Origin of the sequence: Chitinophaga sp., assembly GCF_017745275.1 — a bacterium.
Lineage (GTDB): Bacteria > Bacteroidota > Bacteroidia > Chitinophagales > Chitinophagaceae > Chitinophaga.
In genome coordinates, this window is sequence record NZ_JAGHZS010000001.1 from 1,015,542 (window position 1) to 1,038,654 (window position 23,113).

The 23,113-nt window shown below is 44.5% G+C and carries 17 protein-coding genes and 5 tRNA genes; 1 reads left to right on the forward strand and 21 read right to left on the reverse strand.

All coding sequences use genetic code 11. The features are described from left to right. Positions 1-19 precede the first annotated feature (19 nt). The 5 genes from J7623_RS04015 to J7623_RS04035 all read right to left on the reverse strand — a co-directional run bounded on the left by J7623_RS04015 (position 20) and on the right by J7623_RS04035 (position 5,388). Entirely contained in the window at positions 20-1,072 is a 1,053-nt protein-coding gene (locus J7623_RS04015; protein WP_291917387.1) for a glycosyltransferase family 9 protein, read from the reverse strand. A gap of 11 nt (positions 1,073-1,083) precedes the next feature. Continuing rightward, complete coding sequence (locus J7623_RS04020) at positions 1,084-1,689, reverse strand: DUF4254 domain-containing protein (RefSeq protein WP_291917389.1); 606 nt, start codon at positions 1,687-1,689, stop codon at positions 1,084-1,086. Positions 1,690-2,439: 750 nt separating this feature from the next. Further along, positions 2,440-3,864 carry an amino acid permease gene (locus J7623_RS04025; RefSeq protein ID WP_291917390.1) on the reverse strand — a complete coding sequence of 475 codons (1,425 nt, stop codon included), beginning with the start codon at positions 3,862-3,864 and terminating at the stop codon, positions 2,440-2,442. A 78-nt stretch (positions 3,865-3,942) separates the two neighbouring features. Next, entirely contained in the window at positions 3,943-4,551 is a 609-nt protein-coding gene (locus tag J7623_RS04030; RefSeq protein ID WP_291917392.1) for an OmpH family outer membrane protein, read from the reverse strand. 147 nt (positions 4,552-4,698) lie between these two features. Next, positions 4,699-5,388, reverse strand: a complete 690-nt coding sequence (locus J7623_RS04035; protein WP_291917394.1) for a DUF4397 domain-containing protein — start codon at positions 5,386-5,388, stop codon at positions 4,699-4,701. Positions 5,389-5,526: 138 nt separating this feature from the next. Here J7623_RS04035 and J7623_RS04040 point away from each other — a divergent pair, with 138 nt between their 5' ends. Beyond that, positions 5,527-6,084, forward strand: coding sequence for a hypothetical protein (locus J7623_RS04040; protein ID WP_291917396.1), 558 nt, complete (start codon positions 5,527-5,529; stop codon positions 6,082-6,084). Between the two features lie 543 nt (positions 6,085-6,627). On the opposite strand, the gene rpoC is transcribed toward J7623_RS04040, so the two are convergent. The 16 genes from rpoC to J7623_RS04120 form a co-directional block, all read right to left on the reverse strand. After that, on the reverse strand, positions 6,628-10,926 hold the full coding sequence (gene rpoC, locus J7623_RS04045) for a DNA-directed RNA polymerase subunit beta' (protein ID WP_291917398.1): 4,299 nt from the start codon (positions 10,924-10,926) through the stop codon (positions 6,628-6,630). A 122-nt stretch (positions 10,927-11,048) separates the two neighbouring features. Further along, a complete protein-coding gene (rpoB, locus tag J7623_RS04050) occupies positions 11,049-14,858 on the reverse strand; it encodes a DNA-directed RNA polymerase subunit beta (RefSeq protein ID WP_291917399.1) in 3,810 nt (1,269 codons plus the stop codon). A gap of 217 nt (positions 14,859-15,075) precedes the next feature. After that, a complete protein-coding gene (gene rplL / locus J7623_RS04055; protein WP_291917400.1) occupies positions 15,076-15,447 on the reverse strand; it encodes a 50S ribosomal protein L7/L12 in 372 nt (123 codons plus the stop codon). 135 nt (positions 15,448-15,582) lie between these two features. After that, positions 15,583-16,110: a 50S ribosomal protein L10 gene (rplJ, locus tag J7623_RS04060; RefSeq protein ID WP_291917401.1), complete on the reverse strand. Its 528-nt coding sequence runs from the start codon at positions 16,108-16,110 to the stop codon at positions 15,583-15,585. Between the two features lie 58 nt (positions 16,111-16,168). Next, positions 16,169-16,858 (reverse strand): 50S ribosomal protein L1, encoded by a 690-nt coding sequence (gene rplA, locus J7623_RS04065; protein ID WP_291917404.1) that lies wholly within the window; start codon positions 16,856-16,858, stop codon positions 16,169-16,171. A 44-nt stretch (positions 16,859-16,902) separates the two neighbouring features. Continuing rightward, positions 16,903-17,346, reverse strand: a complete 444-nt coding sequence (gene rplK / locus J7623_RS04070; protein ID WP_079470671.1) for a 50S ribosomal protein L11 — start codon at positions 17,344-17,346, stop codon at positions 16,903-16,905. A gap of 221 nt (positions 17,347-17,567) precedes the next feature. After that, the gene (locus J7623_RS04075; RefSeq protein WP_291917411.1) at positions 17,568-18,779 is read right to left on the reverse strand and encodes a transglutaminase-like domain-containing protein; all 1,212 of its coding nucleotides are present in this window, start codon (positions 18,777-18,779) and stop codon (positions 17,568-17,570) included. A 91-nt stretch (positions 18,780-18,870) separates the two neighbouring features. After that, positions 18,871-20,073 carry a transglutaminase domain-containing protein gene (locus J7623_RS04080; RefSeq protein ID WP_291917413.1) on the reverse strand — a complete coding sequence of 401 codons (1,203 nt, stop codon included), beginning with the start codon at positions 20,071-20,073 and terminating at the stop codon, positions 18,871-18,873. Positions 20,074-20,146: 73 nt separating this feature from the next. Continuing rightward, positions 20,147-20,713 carry a transcription termination/antitermination protein NusG gene (gene nusG, locus J7623_RS04085; protein ID WP_145672408.1) on the reverse strand — a complete coding sequence of 189 codons (567 nt, stop codon included), beginning with the start codon at positions 20,711-20,713 and terminating at the stop codon, positions 20,147-20,149. After that, a complete protein-coding gene (secE, locus tag J7623_RS04090) occupies positions 20,714-20,914 on the reverse strand; it encodes a preprotein translocase subunit SecE (protein ID WP_106527941.1) in 201 nt (66 codons plus the stop codon). A gap of 110 nt (positions 20,915-21,024) precedes the next feature. After that, a tRNA-Trp gene (locus tag J7623_RS04095) sits at positions 21,025-21,098 on the reverse strand. Between the two features lie 101 nt (positions 21,099-21,199). Further along, entirely contained in the window at positions 21,200-22,387 is a 1,188-nt protein-coding gene (gene tuf / locus J7623_RS04100) for an elongation factor Tu (protein ID WP_291917421.1), read from the reverse strand. A gap of 72 nt (positions 22,388-22,459) precedes the next feature. Then, positions 22,460-22,533: transfer RNA gene (locus J7623_RS04105), tRNA-Lys, on the reverse strand. A gap of 113 nt (positions 22,534-22,646) precedes the next feature. Beyond that, positions 22,647-22,718, reverse strand: a tRNA-Thr gene (locus J7623_RS04110). Between the two features lie 38 nt (positions 22,719-22,756). Then, positions 22,757-22,829 (reverse strand) — tRNA-Gly (locus J7623_RS04115). Positions 22,830-23,022: 193 nt separating this feature from the next. After that, positions 23,023-23,107 (reverse strand) — tRNA-Tyr (locus J7623_RS04120). Positions 23,108-23,113: the final 6 nt, after the last annotated feature.

The window sequence follows — 23,113 nt, forward strand, 5'->3', positions numbered from 1 at the left end:
AGTCAAGCATCACCAAGGGCTATTCTTTGACTGCCCCTGTTAACTTATTCGCTTTTTCACTTATTTGTTCCGGTTTTATCCACTCCATACAGGCGTGATCTCCTCTGAAACAGGGCTTATTCCCAAAAACAGAGCAGGGCCGGCAATTAAGATCATTCATTTGTACAGCATTGTCGGCTGACTGTGCATACCCCATAAAGCCAGCAAAAGGGTGTGTAGCGCCCCAAACAGATACTACGGGCACCCCAAACAGGGAAGCCAGGTGCATATTAGCGGAGTCCATGCTGATCATGACATCTAACTGGCTGATAATTGCCATTTCTTCCGCCAGCGCAAAGCGACCAGCTATCAATATAGTTTGCGGGTATTTAGCCTGTAATTCCGTTAATAAAGCTACTTCCTGCTTCCCACCGCCCATCAGCAATACCCGGTGATGCGGCTCCTGCAGTAATAGTTCCAACACCTCCGCCATTTTCTCCAGCGGATACATCTTTTCGCGGTAAGTGGCAAAAGGAGCCACTCCAATCCACTTTTCAGCGCCTTTCGTACCAGTAACCGCTGTGATGGATTCCGTTAAAGCACGGGGCGGAAAAACGGGTTTATGGCCCATTTCACAGCGTAGGCCTAGCTGCCGGAAAACCACGGCATAACGCTCAATAGTACTGGTAAGTGGCTGCAGCACTTTATTCTCCTTTCTTGTCAACGCCTTTTTCTCTGCACGGCCTTTATCAATCGTGGCTACCGGTGTACCCGTGAGCCGGAAAAAGGTGCGTATTATCTTCGACCGCAATACATTGTGCAAATCGGCTACGGCATGAATACGGTGTGCCTTTTTCACTTCCCGGAATAAACGGTATAGCCCTTTTATACCTTTATGAGTGCCTTTTACATCAGCTGGGAAAAAGGTAAGCCTGGGAATATTGGCACACAAAGCGCCCCAGTTCCGGTTGGTCACAAAAACAATCTCCGTGTCCGGATTATCCTCCAACACCTGCTTCATCACAGGGATGGTCATGGCTACGTCGCCCATAGCCGACAACCGGGTAACCAGTATCGTTTTAACAGTGCCCAATGATTGCAGATTTATTTTTCAGTTTTGTATAAAACAGGGTTCAGGGAAGGATCATTATACATCTTCATCTGCTTATATACCTTCATAAATTTCCTGCCTGCTTCAATATCTGCCAGTAACGCTTCTATAGCAGTTCCCAGGTCCTGTTGCTGTTCCAGCAGGATATCCAGTTTCTTCTGACAAGCTGCCCGGTGCTCAGGTGTAGCATCCACCCGGTTGGCTTCCTCCTGCATATGATAAATTTTCAGCGCCAGGATAGACAAACGATCTATTGCCCAGGCCGGACTTTCTGTATTAATGCTGGCAGTTGCCGCCGGTACTACTTTGCTGTATTTTTCCAGGAAATAGCTGTCGATATACTCCACCACATCAGTGCGTTCCTGGTTGGAACGATCTATCCAACGCTTAATACCCAGGGCTTCTACCGGGTTAATTTGCGGATCGCGGATAATATCTTCCAGGTGCCACTGCACCGTGTCTATCCAGTTTTTCAGGTAAAGCAGGTGCTCAACGCTGCTCTTTTCATAAGGATTGGAAATGGCCTGATGCACATCGTTATGCTCGTGGTAGGCCGCGATACTTTGGTTAAATATCTTATTGCACAATTGTGTAAACATGCCGCGAAGGTACAAAAAACAGGCATTTTCAATAGCTGAAAGCAGAAAGCGGAAAGCAAAAAGCTATTGTAGCGGATGAAAAACATAATATCCGCTCACTTCACTCGCTACAATAGCTTTTTGCTTTCCGCTTTCTGCTCAAAAAAAGAAGCGCATGGTAGAAACCATACGCTTATTGTAAAAGATTGTCATGTGAATGTTCGAGAATGCAAATCGTGAAGGCTTTTAATGGTTATCCTGGGGTTGAGATGCCGTCAAGGTTATACCACCTTAATTTCCTTTTTACCCTAAAATGATGCTGTAACACACCACTTGTTGGCAATAATATCTTTATTGACTGTTTATATTGTTTGAATATTGTTTGAACGAAGTAAATATCACTCACTCTAATGGCTATACGTTTTTTTGAGGGTATAAATAAAAAATAACTAATCGCTGCAATTGTTAACAAAAATCCAGATCACAAAATTACAGGGCCAGATCACAGACATTAAATATCATAAATGGAAGTGGTCTCTTACCACCAGCTTTATGGGACCTCCTATGCTTATGTTGACAATTCCGTTTGTTTAAATATTCTCTATACTAAATGGGTTTTCTAAATTATTAGGGTTCTGTTGGCAGACATCACGTTGTCCGTTTGTCTTAGTGCAAATTAAGAGTGGCCACTGCAGTATGCACTGCAGTGGCCACTCTTTTTTATACAACGTTCGTTGTAAATATGCTGTTTCCTTGTCCATTTTAGCTGTATCAACCCTTCGGCTGACGCGCCATGGCAATGTAATAGAGCGGAATACCCAATAAAATGATACCGAGACCAGGTAAAGTAAACTTACTCTCAAACACCAGCAACAATGCCGCGAGCGACAGTGCCACTATGATATACACCAGCGGCAGTACCGGGTATCCAAAGGCTTTGTAAGGCCTTTCTATCTCCGGACGCTTACGCCTTAAAATAAAAATACCCAGGATGGTCAGCACATAAAAAATCAATACCCCGAATATCACCAGCGCCAGCAAATCATTGTATCTGCCCGTCAAACACAGCATAGATGCCCAGGCACATTGTATCCATAAGCCATGCGCAGGTACACTATGTTTGTTTAATTCACCGGCCTGTTTGAAGAACAACTTATCTTGTGCCATCGTATAATAAATCCTGGCACCTGATAAAATCAGTCCATTGTTGCAGCCAAAAGTGGAAATCATAATCATCACGGCAATAATTATTGCCCCACTCGAACCAAAAATCTTTGCCGCTGCAGCAACACCTACACGGTCGTTTGCAGCAAAAGCAATTTCATTCAGCGGCAGTACCGCCAGGTACATCAGGTTGCAGCTCACATAAATAATCGTTACAATCAATGTACCCAGGAAAAGAGAACGCCCGATATTCTTAGCCGGATTCTTAATTTCCCCGGCAATGAACGTTACGTTATTCCACGCATCACTGGAAAACAACGACCCTTTCATGGAAACGGCAATCGCTCCCATTAAAGCCAGCCCGGATAAACCCGCCGTTACCACGTCGCCATTCAGCGAAGTAACGGACGCCGCATCCCAGGCATGCTGCCAGTTAGCCTGCCAGATGTCGGATTTAGCACCTACCGCAAACCCGAAAATAATCAGGCCAAATAAAGACAATAACTTGGCCAGCGTAAACACCGTTTGTATCAGTTTACCATGGTGCACACCACGTGTATTGATAAACGTTAGTAAGATAATAGACACAATGGCCACAATTTGTGCAGCAGAAATCTGCACAATACCTGCATCTAACAAAATATTCTTTTCACTGAACCCGGGAATAAGATAAGCGGTAAACTTGGCAAAAGCCACTGCCACCGCGGCAATAGTTCCCGTTTGAATTACACCGAACTGGGTCCAGCCAAACAAGAAAGCAATAAAGGGATTGTAAGCCTCCCGCAGATAAACATACTGCCCGCCGGCTTTAGGAAACATGCCGGATAGTTCTCCATAACTGAGCGCGGCAATCAGGGTGACAACCCCTGCCAATATCCACATGGCAGTGATCCAGCCAGCACCGCCTACACTACGGGCTATTTCGGCTGTTACAATAAAAATACCTGAACCAATCATGGAACCGGCTACGATCATGGTGGCGTCTAACAATCCCAGGGAGGGCTTGAAAGATTGAGTTTGGTTGATTTCCATATTGTTATTTATAAAAAATCCCGGTTCATAACGGAACCGGGACTATAAGGTAGATAAAATTTCGAAGGTTTTATGCGCTTATTTTGACGCACCCGCTCCATTCTCATTCATTCCTTTAATTACATCCGGTGTTACATCGTAAGCCGGATCTTTATACAGGATGTTGCTCGCATTGCTGCGGTAAGAGAATATATAAGCATAACGTTTGTCTGCATTGTAAGACTTCAGGAAATCGTCCAGTCTTTTTTGCAGTTCTTCATTAAACTTGGTTTGCTGCTCTGTATAAGAAGCACCCAGGTTCTGCGCTTCCTGATCCAACTGCTGCTTTTTAGCCATCAGGCTGCGTTGTGCGGCCTCACCCTGCTCTTGTGTCAGCGTAGAAGCTTTGCGCTGCAGATCTTCATATTCCGCCTGTAAAGCCCGGGCCTTGCCTTTCAACTGATTGTCCATCTGCTCCTGCTTCTGCTCCAGTAACGCCCTCTTTTCTTTAAAATATTCGAAATGCGCTTCCAGTGAATCCAGGTCTACATACGCAATTTTGAAACTTCCTGCTACTGGAGTACCGGTACCTGCTGCTGGCGTGGCTGGTGTGCTGTTACCAGCTTTATTTCCCTGGCAAGACATCAATAATCCGGCTGCTAATGCCGCTAATAATCCTTTTGTCACTAATTGTTTACGAGTGCGCATGTTAATAGGTGGATTTGTGCTTCTTTAGTACATTTTTAAAATGGAACGGCTAAAATAAGGTTTTTACCGGATTTTCAAATTCCGATCAACTTTTTTAGCTAGGATTTAACTAATAGTAGTGCATTCCCTTCTCCAACAGGATCTCCCTTAATTATGTTGTATCGTTAATATATTAAACCTTGCGGAGTCCAACGGATAACCAGCTGTCACCAGCGTATATACCTTCCCTTTCTGCGTAGGCAGCGGATGGTATCTCAATGTCAGTGAAGAATCTACATACTTGAAACGGATGGCATAAGCGCTATCACCCACCAATGGCGCAAAAGCAGTTTGCGATGGGAAAGCCAGTCCTTTAAAAATGATAGGCCCCACACCTGATAAAACGTCCATACCAAGTGGTGTTCTGTTAGGTTTAAATCCCTGGCTGAGATCAATCACCCTGAACTTCGCACTGTCGCCACGTGCCGGAGTCAGATCATCTTCCGTAATAATTAAAAGTGGGTTCTTTAAACTATCCCCTCCCAGGAACGCTGTATAGTAGCGATTATTTCTCAGGAAGATCCCGTTATTATACAATATCACACCTGGCTGTCCGGCTGGTGTAATAATCAGGTTATACTTTTGCGCACGATAAGACTTATAACCAGTCACCGTTTTATAGCCCACATTGCTGGCAAAAGCAATTGTATCCAGCCGGATATCATATTGTACACCATTAGGCAATGCATCTACCACCATAAAATTTCCGTGCGTGTCAGGCACCGCGCTGTCGCTGTTCTTTTTACATGCTCCCAACAATGTAAGTCCTATGATAATGGGTATAATCAGGTATTTCATGAAATCCACTTTCGTTTTTACGGAATCAAAAATAGGTTTTAATTAGTTTTTAATGGACCCCGCTTAAACAAATATTATTCTCCCCCGTCTATTTCTCACAAACAAGTTATTTATTATATAACCAAAACCTGCAACTACATGAAAATGCCAGCTATCCTCGTACCCGCCTTTATTTTAGGTCTCGTTTCTCTAAATACCAGCGCCCAGAAACACGTTGGCCGCGACCGGCAGGACATCCGCCACGACCGTAACGACATCCGCCATGATAACAGGGATATTAACCATACCCAAAAAGATATCAAACGGGATCGCAACGATGTGAAGCAGGATAATAACGATATCCGTCACGACAAAAAAGATATCAATGCCAACCGCAAAGACTTACAACATGACCGTAACGATGTCAACAAAGACAGAAAAGATATCGCACAAGACCGCAAAAACGGCGATACCAAAGATCTCGCAAAAGATAAAGCAGATCTGAAACATGACTACAACGATATTCATCACGATAAAAAAGACCTGCAACAGGATAATAAAGATCTGAATAAAGATCGCCGGGACCGGAACCAGGATACGAAAGATATTGAGCAGGATAAACGTCAGTTAAACCGGGAAAGAAGAGATAAGAAACATGATGTAAAAGATTTGCAGCACGATAAAAAAGATCTGCAACAAGATGTTGGTAAACAGTAATTATTTATTTGAAAAATTTATTCAACTCATTCATTGACCTGGCCCCGTTTTCATCCGTTTCCCCAGGTATAACTCCTTGTGATACCGGCAAGCAATAGGTATTCATACAGGAAGATATATACCACACATCCATTAGTTTACTTCAAAAATATGGCGGGTGTTTCCTGTAGGAAGCACCCGCTTCTGTATTGTTAATTACAGAGAGCTCTTTCAAAGGTTAGTACATTTAGAGAGATGAATACCACTTCATCTGTTCATTATCCACAAAAAGCTACAGGTATCTCTTGATTCAATACACCGGCTTTCCACGCTGATCAGGCCTACCAGTGAGCAGCAGGCATTTATTTAGAAAGATGAATACCTCGCATTCATGCTTTCTTTACAAATGAAACCAGGCGCCTTCCAATAAAAAATACCCGCACAGCCATTACCTGCTTTATTTAGAGAGATGAATACCTCCGTATTCATTCATTTGCCACAAAAAAAAGCGGGTGTCTCCTGTTGGAAACACCCGCTTTCGTATGTTGAATATGCTTGTCAGCACTATTCTTCTTCGTCGAACTGGAACACTTCTTTAGAAGAAGCCAGGATATCGTATTCTTCTTTAGAACCTACGATCATGTTTTCGAACTCACGTAAACCAGTACCGGCAGGGATCAGGTGACCTGTGATCACATTCTCCTTCAGACCCATCATATCATCGGTTTTACCGTTGATAGCTGCCTGAGACAGTACCTTGGTGGTTTCCTGGAACGAAGCAGCAGAGATCCAGCTGCGGGTACCGAGGGATGCCTTGGTAATACCCTGCAGGAGTGGGCTGGAAGTAGCTGGCTGTGCATCACGATACTCAACCAGTTTCTTATCTGCACGACGTAACAGAGAGTTTTCTTCACGAACCTGACGGAGTGTTACAATCTGACCTGCTTTCAGGTTAGTAGATTCACCCGCATCAGTTACTACCTTCTTATCGAAGATCATATCGTTTTCTTCAAAGAAGTCAAATCTATCTTCAGTATCACCTTCGAGGAAGCGGGTATCACCCGGATCTTCGATGTTTACTTTACGCATCATTTGACGAACAATCACCTCAATGTGCTTGTCATTGATCTTTACACCCTGTAAACGGTATACTTCCTGGATTTCATTTACCAGGTATTCCTGTACAGCAAACGGTCCTTTAATAGACAGGATATCTGCAGGAGTAGTAGAACCATCAGAGAGAGAAGTACCGGCCTTCACGAAGTCACCGTCCTGTACCAGGATGTGACGTGTCAATGGCACCAGGTATTTCTTGATCTGACCTTCACGGCTTTCGATGATGATTTCGCGGTTACCACGTTTGATGTTACCAAATGCTACCACACCATCAATTTCAGAAACGATAGCAGGGTTACTTGGGTTACGTGCTTCGAAGAGCTCCGTTACACGTGGCAAACCACCCGTGATATCTCTCAGTTTACCGATAACACGTGGGATCTTCACAATTACCTGACCCGCTCTCACCTTATCTCCTTCAGAGATAACGATGTGGGAACCTACTGGTAAGTTATATGATTTCACTTCTTTGTTACCTTCTACGAGGATAGACGGAATCTTATTCTTGTCTTTGGTTTCAATTACCACTTTCTCACGGTGACCTGTTTGTTCATCCGCTTCTTCACGGAAGGTGATACCTTCTACGATGCTATCGAAACGAATGCTACCAGGAATTTCAGACACGATAACGGCATTGAACGGATCCCATGTACAGAGCATGTCACCTTTCGATACTTTTTGTCCGTCTTTCACCAGTAAGGTAGAACCGTAAGGGATGTTGTTGGTTACCAGCAGACGATCATTTTTCACGTCCATGATACGCAACTCACCGGTACGACCGATAACGATCTGTACTTTATCACCTGTGTTGTTTTCGTAGGTGGTAGTACGTAAGCCATCGAATTGTACAGTACCTTCAAATTTAGCTGGTAAACCGGATTCAACGGAAGTAGAACCGGCCACACCACCCACGTGGAAGGTACGCAGTGTCAACTGGGTACCAGGCTCACCGATGGACTGAGCAGCGATGATACCTACTGCATCACCTCTCTGCGCAGTGTAACCGCTGGCCAGGTTTTTACCGTAACATTTCACGCACACACCACGACGGCTTTCGCAAGTCAGTACGGAGCGGATTTCTACGGTTTCAATCGCACTTTCTTCAATTCTGTGTGCAATTTCTTCAGTGATTTCAGCACCTGCTGCAACAATCAGTTCCTCGTCGTTATGAGGATCAAATACATCGTGCAGAGAAGTACGTCCGAGGATACGGTCGTACAGTGTTTCGATCACTTCTTCATTATCTTTCAATGCAGAAGTAGCAATACCACGGAGTGTACCGCAATCTTCTTCATTGATTACAACATCCTGCGCAACGTCTACCAGACGACGGGTCAGGTAACCCGCATCCGCCGTTTTCAACGCCGTATCCGCAAGACCCTTACGGGCACCGTGCGTAGAGATGAAGTATTCCAATACGTTCAAACCATCTTTAAAGTTGGACAATACCGGGTTTTCGATGATCTCAGAACCGGTAGATCCACTCTTACGCGGCTTGGCCATCAGACCTCTGATACCAGCCAGCTGTTTGATCTGCTGCTTGGAACCACGCGCACCGGAATCCAACATCATGTATACTGAGTTGAAACCTTGCTTGTCTGTTGCCAGCTCACGGATCAGGGTTTCTGTTACCTTCGTATCCACACGTGACCAGATATCAATGATCTGGTTGTAACGTTCGTTGTTGGTAATCAGACCCATGTTATAGTTATCCCAAACTTCGTCTACTTCGCTGGAAGCACCGTCAATCATGTCTTGCTTAACGTCTGGGATGATCAGGTCATTGATGTTAAATGACAGACCACCGCGGAACGCCATGCGGAAACCTAATTGTTTGATGTCATCCAGGAACTTCGCAGTTGCAGGGATATTGGTTGCTTTAATGATATCACCGATGATTTCACGCAGTGATTTCTTGGTCAGCAGGGCGTTTACATAACCGGCTGCTTTCGGTACGAACTGGTTGAACAGTACGCGACCTACGGTAGTTTCGATCAGTTTTCTTTCCAGCTCACCATTTGCATTTCTTACGTCCGCTTTTACACGAATGTGAGCATGCAGGTCAATGCGGTCTTCATTCAGCGCGATGATTACTTCTTCAGCAGAATAGAAGGCTTTACCTTCACCTCTTACCACTACATCGCCCATTGTTTTCTTACCCTTGGTAATGTAATACAGACCGAGAACCATGTCCTGTGAAGGCAGGGTAATTGGCGTACCATTCTGTGGGTTGAGGATGTTGTGAGAAGACAGCATCAGCAGTTGGGCTTCCAGGATTGCAGCATTGCTCAAAGGCACGTGTACCGCCATCTGGTCACCATCGAAATCCGCGTTGAACGCAGAACACACGAGTGGGTGCAACTGTATCGCTTTACCTTCTACCAGTTTAGGCTGGAATGCCTGGATAGACAAACGGTGCAGGGTTGGTGCACGGTTTAACATCACCGGGTGACCTTTCAGTACGTTTTCCAGGATATCCCAAACTACCGCTTCTTTACGATCTACCAGCTTCTTAGCTGATTTCACGGTTTTAACGATACCTCTTTCAATCAGCTTACGGATAATAAACGGTTTGAATAACTCAGCCGCCATATCCTTAGGCAAACCACATTCGTGTAATTTCAGTTCAGGACCTACCACGATAACAGAACGTCCGGAGTAATCCACACGTTTACCGAGCAAGTTCTGACGGAAACGACCTTGTTTACCTTTCAGTACATCTGACAGTGATTTCAGTGCACGACCACCTTCCGCTTTTACCGCATTGGATTTACGGGAGTTGTCGAACAGGGAATCCACCGCTTCCTGCAGCATACGTTTTTCGTTACGAAGGATCACCTCAGGTGCCTTAATTTCGATCAAACGTTTCAGACGGTTGTTACGGATAATTACCCGACGGTAAAGGTCGTTCAGGTCGGAAGACGCGAAACGGCCACCATCCAATGGAACTAACGGACGCAGTTCTGGTGGTACTACCGGGATATATTGCATCACCATCCATTCAGGACGGTTTTCTACACGGCCATTGGCTTCACGGAAAGCTTCCACTACGCTCAGACGTTTCAGCGCTTCCGCTTTACGTTGCTGGGAAGTTTCAGTGGCTGCCTGGTTACGCAGCTGGTAAGAAAGGCTGTCCAGATCAATACGGGCCAGCATCATTTCTACTGCTTCCGCACCCATTTTAGCAATAAACTTGTTAGGATCTTCATCCGGTAACAGCTGATTGTCTTTTGGTAAGGTGTCCAGGATATCCAGGTATTCTTCTTCAGTGAGCAAATCACCGTAGTTCATGCCTTTCTCCTGTTTCATACCCGCCTGGATAATCACGTATCTTTCGTAGTACACGATGGTTTCCAGTTTCTTGGAAGACATTCCAAGCAGGTAACCAATCTTGTTAGGCAGGGATTTGAAATACCATATATGTACAACGGGAACCACTAAACGAATGTGGCCCATTCTTTCACGACGTACTTTCTTCTCCGTTACCTCAACACCACAACGATCACACACAATACCCTTATAACGGATACGTTTGTATTTTCCGCAATAGCATTCGTAATCCTTTACAGGTCCGAATATTCTTTCGCAGAATAAACCATCACGTTCCGGTTTGTAAGTACGGTAGTTGATGGTTTCAGGTTTCAGCACTTCACCGTATGAACGCTCCAGGATAACATCCGGAGAAGCCAGACTAATGGTAATGCTGTTAAAATTTGATTTAGGACGATTTTCTTTCTTGATAGCCATCTGTTATTAGCTTTTAGCTGTTAGCCGTTGGTGATAAGCCAGCGACAAAAATTTTATTCCTGCGAAATATCCAAGCTATCAGCCATTAGCATTTACTGCTAATGGCTGGTAGCTAAAAGCTCTTAGTCAAATTTCAGATCCAGACCCAGACCACGCAATTCATGGATCAATACATTGAAGGATTCAGGTACACCCGCTTTAGGGATGTTGTCTCCTTTCACGATAGATTCATATGCTTTGGCACGACCAACGATATCATCTGATTTAATAGTAAGCAGTTCCTGCAGGATGTTGGATGCACCGTATGCTTCCAGTGCCCATACCTCCATCTCACCAAAACGCTGACCACCAAACTGGGCTTTACCACCCAGTGGTTGTTGGGTAATGAGACTGTACGGTCCGATAGAACGGGCGTGCATCTTATCATCCACCATGTGGCTCAGTTTAAGCATATAGATAACACCCACGGTTGCTTTCTGGTGGAAGCGGTCGCCCGTTTCACCATCGTGCAGGTAAGCGTGACCAAAGCTTGGTAAACCAGCTTCGTTGATGTAGGAAGCAATTTCCTCTGTAGTAGCACCATCAAAGATCGGAGTCGCAAAACGTACACCCAGTTTCAGACCTGCCCAACCTAATACGGTTTCGTAGATCTGTCCAAGGTTCATACGGGAAGGTACCCCGAGTGGGTTCAGTACGATATCCAGTGGTGTACCATCTTCCAGGAATGGCATATCTTCATCACGCACAATCTTGGCAACAATACCCTTGTTACCGTGACGTCCCGCCATCTTATCACCCACTTTCAACTTACGCTTGCTGGCGAGGTAAACCTTCGCCAGTTTCAGTACACCCGCTGGCAGCTCATCACCAATAGAGATGTTGAACTTCTCACGTTTGTAACGACCCAGCTCTTCGTTGAACTTGATGTTATAGTTATGCAGCAGGGTATTGATCTGATCGTTCACCACTTCGTCTGTTGTCCAGCCCAGTGGGTTTACGTTCATGAAGTCAATATTCACGAGGTTCTTTGGAGAGAACTTGGATCCTTTGGAAATCAGTATTTCACCGTAAGTGTTGGTAATACCCTGAGAGGTTTTATCCTTCAGTAATACCAGCAACTTGCTCATCAACACTTCCAGCAGATCTTCCGCATTCTTCTGGTGAATTTTCTCCAGTTTCTCGATCGCTGCTTTTTCACGGGTTTTAGAGTTCTTGTCTTTCTTAGCGCGGCTAAACAATTTCTTGTCGATTACCACACCTTCTGTTGATGGAGGTGCTTTCAGGGAAGCATCTTTCGCATCAGAAGCCTTGTCACCGAAGATCGCTCTTAAGAGTTTTTCTTCCGGAGAAGGATCAGACTCACCACGTGGGGTAATTTTACCGATCAGGATATCACCTTCTTTAATGTGCGCACCAACACGGATAATACCGTTCTGGTCGAGGTCTTTGGTAGCCTCTTCACTTACGTTAGGGATATCTGGTGTCAGTTCTTCTTCACCCAGTTTGGTATCACGAACTTCCAGTTCATATTCATCAATGTGGATGGAAGTAAAGAGGTCTTCACGTGCAACACGCTCAGAGATTACGATCGCATCCTCAAAGTTGTAACCTTTCCATGGCATGAACGCTACCTTCAGGTTGCGTCCCAGCGCCAGTTCACCACCGCGGGTAGCGTAACCTTCTGTGAGGAAGTCGCCATCCTTAACGCGCTGACCTTTCTTCACGCAAGGTCTGAGGTTGATACAGGTGCTTTGGTTGGTTTTAACGAATTTGGTCAGTGTGTAAACGATCAGATCGTCTTCAAAGCTCACCAGTTTCTGCATTTCATCACGTTCGTAGCGAACATGGATTTCATTTGCATCCACAAATTCGATTACACCATTACCATCTGCGGTGATCTGCAGACGGGAGTCACGTGCAGCTTTGCCTTCCAGACCAGTACCTACGATAGGTACTTCAGGATTCAGCAATGGAACTGCCTGACGTTGCATGTTTGATCCCATCAACGCACGGTTGGCATCATCATGTTCCAGGAACGGAATCAGCGACGCACTCAAACCTACGATCTGGTTAGGTGCCACGTCCATGAATTCCACTTCATCTTTTTCAAGAATCGGGAAGTCACCGGTTTCGCGGGACTTAATCTTATCATTTATGAAATTACCTTTATCATCCAGTGGGGCGTTTGCCTGTGCAATCTTCACAGAATCTTCTTCCTCTGCGCTCAGGAACTCCACTTTATGCATATCTACTTTACCGCTGCTTACTTTACGGTAAGGTGTTTCAATGAAGCCCATTTCATTCACTTTCGCGTGAACGCAAAGTGTAGAAATCAGACCGATGTTTGGTCCTTCCGGTGTTTCAATGGTACACAGACGGCCGTAGTGGCTATAGTGAACGTCACGCACCTCAAAGCCTGCTCTTTCACGACTCAAACCACCGGGTCCGAGAGCGGAAATACGACGTTTGTGCGTGATTTCAGATAACGGGTTTGTTTGATCCAGGAACTGGGATAACTGGGAAGTACCGAAGAAGGAGTTGATCACGGAAGACAAAGTCCTCGCGTTGATCAGATCTACTGGTGTAAATACCTCGTTATCACGTACGTTCATTCTTTCACGGATGGTACGCGCCATACGTGCCAGACCAACACCAAACTGAGCATATAACTGCTCGCCTACAGTACGCACACGACGATTAGACAGGTGATCGATATCATCGATTTCCGCCTTACCATTCGTCAGCTGTACCAGGTACTTGATGATGGAGATGATGTCATCCTTCGTTAACACTTTCATGTCTAACGGAGTAGGAAGACCTAATTTTCTGTTGATCTTGTAACGACCTACGTCACCTAAATCGTAACGTTTGTCGGAGAAGAACAATTTATCGATGATGCCCCTTGCAGTTTCATCATCCGGCGCATCAGCACCGCGCAGTTGGCGGTAGATGTGCTGAACGGCTTCCAGCTCGGAGTTAGATGTATCCTTATTTAATGTATTGTAGATGATGGAGAAATCACCGCTCACCTCTTCCTTCTGAACGAAAACGCTTTTCAGTCCCATGTCTACGATGGTTTCGATATTCGCTTCATCCAGGATGCTATCACGCTCCAGCATAATTTCATTACGCTCGATGCTCACCACCTCACCGGTATCTTCATCCACAAAGTCTTCCACCCAGCTTCTTAAAACGCGGGCAGCCAGCTTTTTGCCGGCATATTTATCAAGACTCTTTTTGTCTGCTTTTACTTCATCTGCCATGCCAAACAGCTGCAGAATATCCTTATCTGTTTCATAGCCGATGGCACGTAACAGGGTGGTAACCGGGAATTTCTTCTTACGGTCGATGTAGGCGTACATCACGTTGTTGATGTCCGTTGCAAACTCCATCCACGCGCCCTTGAACGGAATCACCCTTGCAGAGTAGATTTTAGTACCGTTCGGATGTACGGATTGACCAAAGAAAACACCAGGTGAACGATGCAGTTGGGATACAACTACGCGCTCAGCACCATTAATAACGAAAGTACCTCTTGGAGTCATGTACGGAATGTTTCCTAAGAACACATCCTGAACAATCGTCTGGAAATCCACATGCTCCTCATCATTACAGCTGAGGCGGAGTTTCGCTTTCAACGGTACGGAATAAGTAAGCCCACGCTCAATACACTCCTCGATGGTATAACGCGGCGGATCCACGAAATAATCGAGGAATTCCAGATTAAAGATATTTCTGGTATCCGTAATCGGGAAGTTCTCTTTAAATACTTTAAAAAGGCCTTCGTTGTTTCGCTTGTCTGGTGTGGTTTCTAATTGGAAGAAATCCTTGAAAGATTGGATTTGGATAGCCAACAGATCCGGTGTCTCAGTAACTTGTTTGATCTTTCCAAAATTTACTCTTTCGTTTGTTTGGGCTTTTTTTAGAGACATATTCGAAGTTAGCAGTTATATGACTTGTAAGAATTAGGGAAATTAAGATTTCTTTGCCAATACCATCCCGATTTATTTATGCCTTCTACACGTGGTCAAAGTCACCTCAAGTGATTCCCCGTTTTGACTCTCTGAAAAAGACACTTTCCCAAAGGGAATAAGGCCAAAAGTGCAAAAGCACTTTTGACCTTTAAAAGATGTATACTTAAGCAAAGAATTACTGAATTTCAACTTCAGCACCAGCTTCAGTCAGCTTAGCTTTCAGGTCTTCAGCCTCAGCTTTGCTTACGCCTTCTTTTACAGATTTAGGCGCACCGTCAACCAGTTCTTTCGCTTCTTTCAGACCTAAGCCGGTCAGATCTTTAACGATCTTCACAACGTTCAGTTTGCTAGCACCTGCAGATTTCAGGACTACGTTGAAGGCAGTTTTTTCTTCAACAGCAGCAGCGCCATCACCAGATGGAGCAACTACAACTGCAGCAGCAGCTGGCTCGATACCGTATTCTGATTTCAGAACGTCTGCCAGTTCTTGTACTTCCTTAACAGTTAAACCTACTAATTGTTCAGCTAATGCTTTTACGTCTGCCATTTTATAATGTTTTAATGTAATGTTTGTAATGTTGTTGTTAATTATATTGTGACTTGGAAGCCAGTTTTTGTGAGCTTCTAGCTTTTAGCTCTTAGCAGTTAGTCAAACTAACAGCTAATGGCTAACAGCTGATAGCTATTCTGCTGCAGGTGCTTCCACCCCAGCTTCTTCTTTCTTGCCTTTTTCCAGCAAAGCAGCGATAACGCGTTTTGCAGGAGATTGCAACAGACCGATAACTTCGCCAATGAGCTCGTTCTTGGTCTTGATGTTGGTCAGTGCCTTCAGTTGGTTGTCACCTACGAAGATTTCGTCAGCAACAAATGCAGCTTTCAGAACTGGTTTTTCCAGCTTGTTGTTAGCTTTACGGAAATCAGAGATGATCAGAGCCGGCTCTTTCGGGCTGTCAGAGAACATCAGGGCAGTTACGCCATGCAGACTGTCAAATACACCTGCATATTTTTCGCTATCCAGAGACTCCAATGCCTTGCGGATCAGGGTGTTTTTAGCCACCTTCATTTCCACCTGCTTGTTGAAGCACACTTTCCTCAGGTCATTCACCTGTGCTACCGTTAAAGACTCGGTATTGGTGATGTAAAAGTTGCTGTATTGAGAGAACTTACTTTTCAGCAGTTCGATCACTTCATTTTTTTGATCTTTATTCATATTAAAACGTTTGTAGCAAGCCCCATCTTTACAGATAACGACTACAACTCGTGATCAATTAGTTTTGAACAGATTTAGTATCGATAACAATACCAGGACTCATGGTGCTAGCCATAGACAGACCTTTCAGGTAAGTACCTTTTGCAGTAGCTGGTTTCAGCTTGATGATAGCATTGATCAGCTCCAGGGAGTTCTGCTCAATTTTATCAGATGCGAAAGATACACGACCGATAGAAGCGTGGATGATACCAGCTTTATCAACCTTGAAAGTGATTTTACCGCCTTTAACATCGTTTACTGCAGCTGCAACGTCGTTAGTAACAGTACCGGTTTTAGGGTTCGGCATCAGGTTACGTGGACCTAAAATCTTACCCAGTTTACCGATTTTCGGCATTACAGCAGGAGTAGCTACGATTACATCAACCTCAGTCCAACCAGCTTCGATCTTCTGAATGAATTCATCCAGACCTACGAAGTCAGCACCTGCTTCTTTTGCAGCAGCTTCTTTATCAGGTGTGCAAAGTACCAACACCCTTTTAGTTTTACCAGTACCGTGTGGAAGCGTTACGGAACCACGGATTGCCTGGTCTGCTTTCTTAGGATCAACGCCTAAGCGGATATGTAAATCGACAGAACTGTCGAATTTAGTACAGTTAATATCTTTAACCAAGCTAGAAGCTTCTTTCAGGCTATAAACCTTATTTTTTTCCAGCTTCGCGTCAGCTACTTTTCTTTTTTTAGTTGCCATTTGTCAAAATGATTTTAAGATCCTGCCTCAACAGGGTGAAACAATTAGTTTTCCCAAGGAGCTTTACCATCAACAGTAATACCCATGCTACGTGCAGTACCAGCAACCATTTTCATAGCGCTGTTCAGCGTAAAGCAGTTCAGATCAGCCATCTTATCTTGAGCGATAGCTTCTACCTGAGCCCAGGAAACTTTACCCACCTTGTTACGGTTAGGTTCTTTAGAACCACTTTGCAATTTAGCAGCTTCCAGCAATTGTACAGGTGCCGGAGGAGTTTTAATTACGAAGTCGAAAGATTTGTCAGTGTAAACTGTCAGCAACACAGGCAATACTTTACCCATTTTATCCTGGGTACGGGCATTGAACTGTTTGCAGAACTCCATGATGTTCACACCTTTGGAACCCAAAGCGGGACCAATTGGAGGTGCAGGGTTGGCCTGGCCGCCTTTAACCTGCAATTTCACGTACGTTGCGATTTCTTTTGCCATGTTTTTTGTTTTAATTTGGTTAAACGCCCCCACCTTACGGGGAGACTCCCAAAACTAAAAGGACTGAAAATAACCTTTTAAAGGGGATGCAAAGGTATATATTATTATGAAATTGTCAAAAAGTAATTGAAATTGGGCATCCTTTTTGCTTCGGAAAGGATTTTTTTTACAAATCTATTGCATTACCCGAAAAATTTCCCTATTATCCGAAGCGTGCAAAGTTACGATTTCTCCGCCACTTGTACATAAAACAATTCCCTGCGCTTTCCCTTCTCCGTTTTAATATACTTATTCACAAAAGCCTGCTCCCCACTCACCTTTCCCTTCATTTCCGTAATCGCCTGCAGCAACTCATCCATATTATGCTTGATCGTATCATCCTGGATACGAAGCCCCGAAAGCGACTTTTCTGCTGCCTCCAACCTGCCGGCAATAACATCAATCATCTTTTTCAATGCCTCGTCCTTCATCTCCGGCATAAACTGCTTATTTTTAAAAGCAACATACTCATTATATAACTTCACCACTTCCGTATAATCCCGGTTTACTTCGTTAAACTGGTCCACCCTCCGGTTCCGGGCTTCAATTTCCTGGTTGGAAGCCAGTACCTTAATCGTTTGATCCATCCAGTCCAGTTCCGACATAATAAAAGGATTGGCAGCACCGCCAAATTGCCGGATCCTGGCCGACGCATGTTGCAGCCGCTCCAGGCGGGACTGCTTAAACCAGGCATTCAGCGAATCATTGAACGCAAAAACCGGCCGCCTGGTGGCCGCTGCAAAGCCCTGGCTGTTCAGCTCATCATGACGCAGCGGGAAAGACAACATTTGCCACATAGGGTCATATGGCATATGCGTTTTTACGGCCAGCTGCGGCAACGCCTGGAACCAGGTCCAGTTGATTTTGGGAATAAACCGGCCGTTATCCACGGCTCCAGCTCCCCAGGTAGGATCTGTAATGGTCCACTGCGTACCGTTTTTCACTAATACCCAATCGTGTGACCCGGTAGGAATCATAATATCATTCTGCAAGCCATAACCCGTCACCACAATAGCATTAATACCGGCTTCCCGGCATACCTGTGCATACAATACTGCATAATCTGTACATAATCCCTTACGGGTACGCAAGGTCCGCTGTATAGCAGCCGCTGAATCCCGGTAACTGTTGGGATGATTCATATTGGGCACATCGTAAGCGATGTTGGTGGCAACCCAATTGAATAATGCCTGTTGCAGTGCAGTACTGCTACCGGTGTGCCCCTTTAGCCATTGGGCCATAGCTGCCGGAGAAGCAGTAGCCGCCTCAGGTATCTGGGGAATAGCAGTAGTTACAATTGGCTTAACGGCTTTAGTGGGCTTTGCGGATTTACCACTTTGGGCGCTGGCAGATATACCTACCATTACCAGCAGAAAAGAAATAACTGATTTCATACAATAATGAGATATAGGGACCGATATTGATTTATCCGGGCAACATCCGGATGACAGGCTAAAATTATAAAAATAAAGGGCTTTTCTCTCCCTATTTCCAGTTCATCTTATAAAACAAGCCTTTCCGGAATAGCTTCCCGGTCTTTATATATTTTGTAACAAACGCCTGTTCTTCAGTAATCCGTTGCCTTAATCCACCAATGGCGGTTTTTATCTCTCCCACACTTTTAACGTGGGAAGGCTCAGTAGCTGTCACGGTTTGCAATAATTTATCGATATCATCCAACTGCGTAGCCATTCCATCTACCCACTCGCGGATTTCCTTATCTGTTTTAGCAGGTGTATACTGGTTGTTTTTGAACACCACATATTGATTAAAGCTGTTCGTTACTTCATTATACAGGCTGCTGGCCTTATTGATTTTGCCCACCTGCTTATTATACGCATCTACCTGTTCATTATGCTCAGCGTTGGCAATGATATTACGCAGGTCGGTTAATTCAACAGATATTAACTGGTTACTGATACCGTATTGCGCAATGCGGTTAGCAGCATTTTGTGCCCGGTCTTTTTCCGACATCGTGGTATAAGCGGCCAATGTATCCAGGTAATTAAATATGGGCCTGGCACTACCTGCTGTCCATTTGCCATCGCGGACTTCATCGTGTCTTAACGGGTGATCCTGGAATTGGAACAGCGGATCAAATGGCACATGTGTTTTAATAAATACGGCTGGCGATACCAGGAAGTATTCCCAATTTAAATGACGCACAAATTTATTGTTATTGGCATAACCGGATCCCCAGGTGGGGTCAATCAGTTGCCACTTATTAGCTGTGAAAACAGCCACCCACATATGGCTGGCATTATCAGGTTTACCAGCAGTGATGGGATATCCACTCACCAGCCAGGCAGGAATACCTGCGCGGCGGCTAACATCCATAAACAGGCTGGCATATCCGTGGCAGATGGCGGTACGGGTTTTCAAGGTTTTGTTGATAGCATCAACAGTATCTGTATAATAATCCGGTTTAAAAGTGTTTACCATATCATAGCTGATATTGTTCCCCATCCAGCCATAGAGCGATTTCAGGATAGCTGCCTGGTCGCTGCGGTGAGTTTTCAGGTATGCAGCGATGGTAGCGGAGGTAGCAGTTACTGAATCCGGTATGGGTTCAAAAGTAATGGTATTGATTACAACGGGTTTGACGGGCTTTTTAGCTACAGTTTGGGCAGTCAGGCTTCCCATCAGGGATAAGCAGGTTACTCCAACAACAAGGGATTTGATATTCATCGTGTTATAGGTAAATGAGAAAAGCGTTCTGGATAACCAGAACGCTTTTCAATAAAGTAGTTGTATAATAGAATTATGCGAGTTTTTCCACCTGCATAAAATTCAGTTCTACTGGTGTAGCGCGACCGAAGATTTTCACGGTTACTTTCAGTTTCTTCTTGTCTTCGATTACTTCTTCAATCACACCGTTGAAGTCGTTGAACGGACCATCAATAATCTTAATGGTTTCACCAACGATGAAAGGTTCGCTCATGGTTAATCCCTGATCGCTCAGTTCATCCACTTTACCTAACATTTTATTTACTTCTGCTTTACGGAGTGCGATTGGTTTTTCTTTTCCGAGGAAGTGGATAACACCGGATACATTGCGTATAGCCTGTATTACTTCATCGGTCATTTTACCATCTACAGCTTCGATCATCACATATCCGGGATAGAAGTTTTTTTCGCGCATTACTTTTTTACCAGCCTGCACTTTATACACTTTTTCTACCGGCAGGAAAATCTGGCTGATCACGTTACCCCAGTCGGAGCGACGTACTTCGATATCCAGGTATTCCTTCACTTTTTTTTCCTTGCCACTAACAACGCGGAGTACATACCACTTTGTTTCCTGAGCAGGAAGATTGGCTGCATCCATTTATTTAGCTTTGAAAATTTCGTAATAGTGAGTTAACACAAAATTGGAAGCGGCATCCATACCCCATACCAGCGCAGTAACAAATATTGTTGCTATCAGGACAATCATGGTAGATGACTGGAGCTCTTGCCAGGTAGGCCAGGACACCTTGTAAACCAATTCATGATAAGACTCGCGGAAATAATTTCTGATCTTATTCATTCTATAAAGTTAACTATTTATGGTCAATTGTTTAAAGCCTAAAAAATGGTTGACTTGTCTTATTTTGTAATAACAACAATTCAACCATTTAGTTATATTTTCTTAAACCTTGGCACGGGTACTAGGATTCGAACCCAGATCAAAGGTTTTGGAGACCCGTATGCTACCGTTGCACCATACCCGTGTATAAAGCCATTAGCAGTGAGCTTTTAGCAGCCAGCAAATCTATATAAATTTTCTGACATTTAATTGCCAAAGCTAATGGCTTTTAATATTATTAGTTGCTTATTTCAGGATTTCAGTAACCTGACCAGCACCTACTGTACGACCACCTTCACGGATAGCGAACTTCAGACCTTTATCCATAGCGATAGGCTGGATCAGTTTTACAGTCAGAGTTACGTTATCACCAGGCATAACCATTTCAACACCTGCTGGTAATTCAACTTCACCGGTTACGTCAGTAGTACGGAAGTAGAACTGAGGACGGTATTTGTTGAAGAACGGAGTGTGACGGCCACCTTCTTCTTTGCTCAGTACGTAAACTTCGCATTTGAATTCAGTGTGTGGAGTGATGGTACCTGGCTGGCAGATAACCATACCACGACGGATTTGAGTTTTCTCAATACCGCGGAGCAACAGACCAGCGTTATCACCTGCTTCACCTTCGTCGAGGAGTTTTTTGAACATCTCAACACCAGTACAAGTAGATTTCAGTGGTTCTTCCTGCAGACCTACGATTTCAACGTTCTCACCAACTTTGATACGACCGCGTTCGATACGACCTGTAGCAACGGTACCACGACCGGTGATAGAGAATACGTCTTCAACAGACATCAGGAATGGTTGATCAACTGGACGTGGAGGCAGTGGGATGTAAGTATCAACTGCTTCCATCAGTTGGTCGATAGCACCTACCCATTTATCATCGCCAGCGAGAGCGCCGGTTGCAGAACCCTGGATTACAGGAACGTTATCACCGTCGAAACCGTTAGAAGACAGCAGATCACGAATTTCGATCTCTACCAGTTCCAGTAATTCTGGATCGTCTACCAGGTCAACTTTGTTCATGAATACTACGATACGAGGTACACCTACCTGGCGAGCCAGCAGGATGTGCTCTCTTGTTTGCGGCATAGGACCATCTGTAGCTGCCACCACGAGGATAGCACCGTCCATTTGAGCAGCACCGGTGATCATGTTCTTCACATAGTCAGCGTGACCAGGACAGTCAACGTGTGCGTAGTGACGAGAAGCTGTCTGATACTCAACGTGAGCTGTATTGATGGTAATACCTCTTTCTTTTTCTTCAGGAGCAGCATCGATCTCATCATAACCTCTCTTCTCTGCCAGACCTTTGTTAGCCAAAATTGTGGTAATGGCAGCAGTCAAAGTAGTTTTACCATGATCCACGTGGCCGATGGTACCAATGTTTACGTGGGGTTTATCCCGCTTGAAGGTTTCTTTTGCCATTGTATTTTCTTTTTAGATGGTTTGTAAAGATTGTATTGATTGTTGTTTTAAAAAAACGGTTTTACAAACTTGTACCGTTGATGAGAATTGAACTCATGGCCTTCCCTAAATAAAAATGGGTTGCTCTTCCATTGAGCTACAACGCTAAGTTTTAATTTCGGAGTGCGGAATTTACAAATTCGAATTCCGAAATTCGAATTTTATGGAGTTTGTTGAGGCGACAGAAATTTCACTACAACTATTCTTCTAAAATTCATTGAGCTGTTGAAGAGAATTGAACTCTCGACCTCTTCCTTACCAAGGAAGTGCTCTACCCCTGAGCTACAACAGCTTGAAAAAATTGCATCACGCAAAGCGTGTTAAAATACGAGCGGGAGACGAGGTTCGAACCCGCGACCTACAGCTTGGAAGGCTGTCGCTCTACCAACTGAGCTACTCCCGCATTTTAAATTCACTAAGTTTCCGGCAAACAACACTGCAACTTTCCACTTATAGAATTAAAGAATAAACAAAAGAACTTAAGAGCTGTTGTATCACAGGTTTAGGGTAATCTGATCAACTTCTTCTGAATTGATCACCTTCCTCTCAACAACCATGTTCCGCCTCTGCACGGGCAAAAGCGGAACACGCTGTATTGGTGGGCAGGATAGGATTCGAACCTATGAAGACGTAGTCAGCGGATTTACAGTCCGCCCCATTTGGCCGCTCTGGAACCTGCCCTAACAC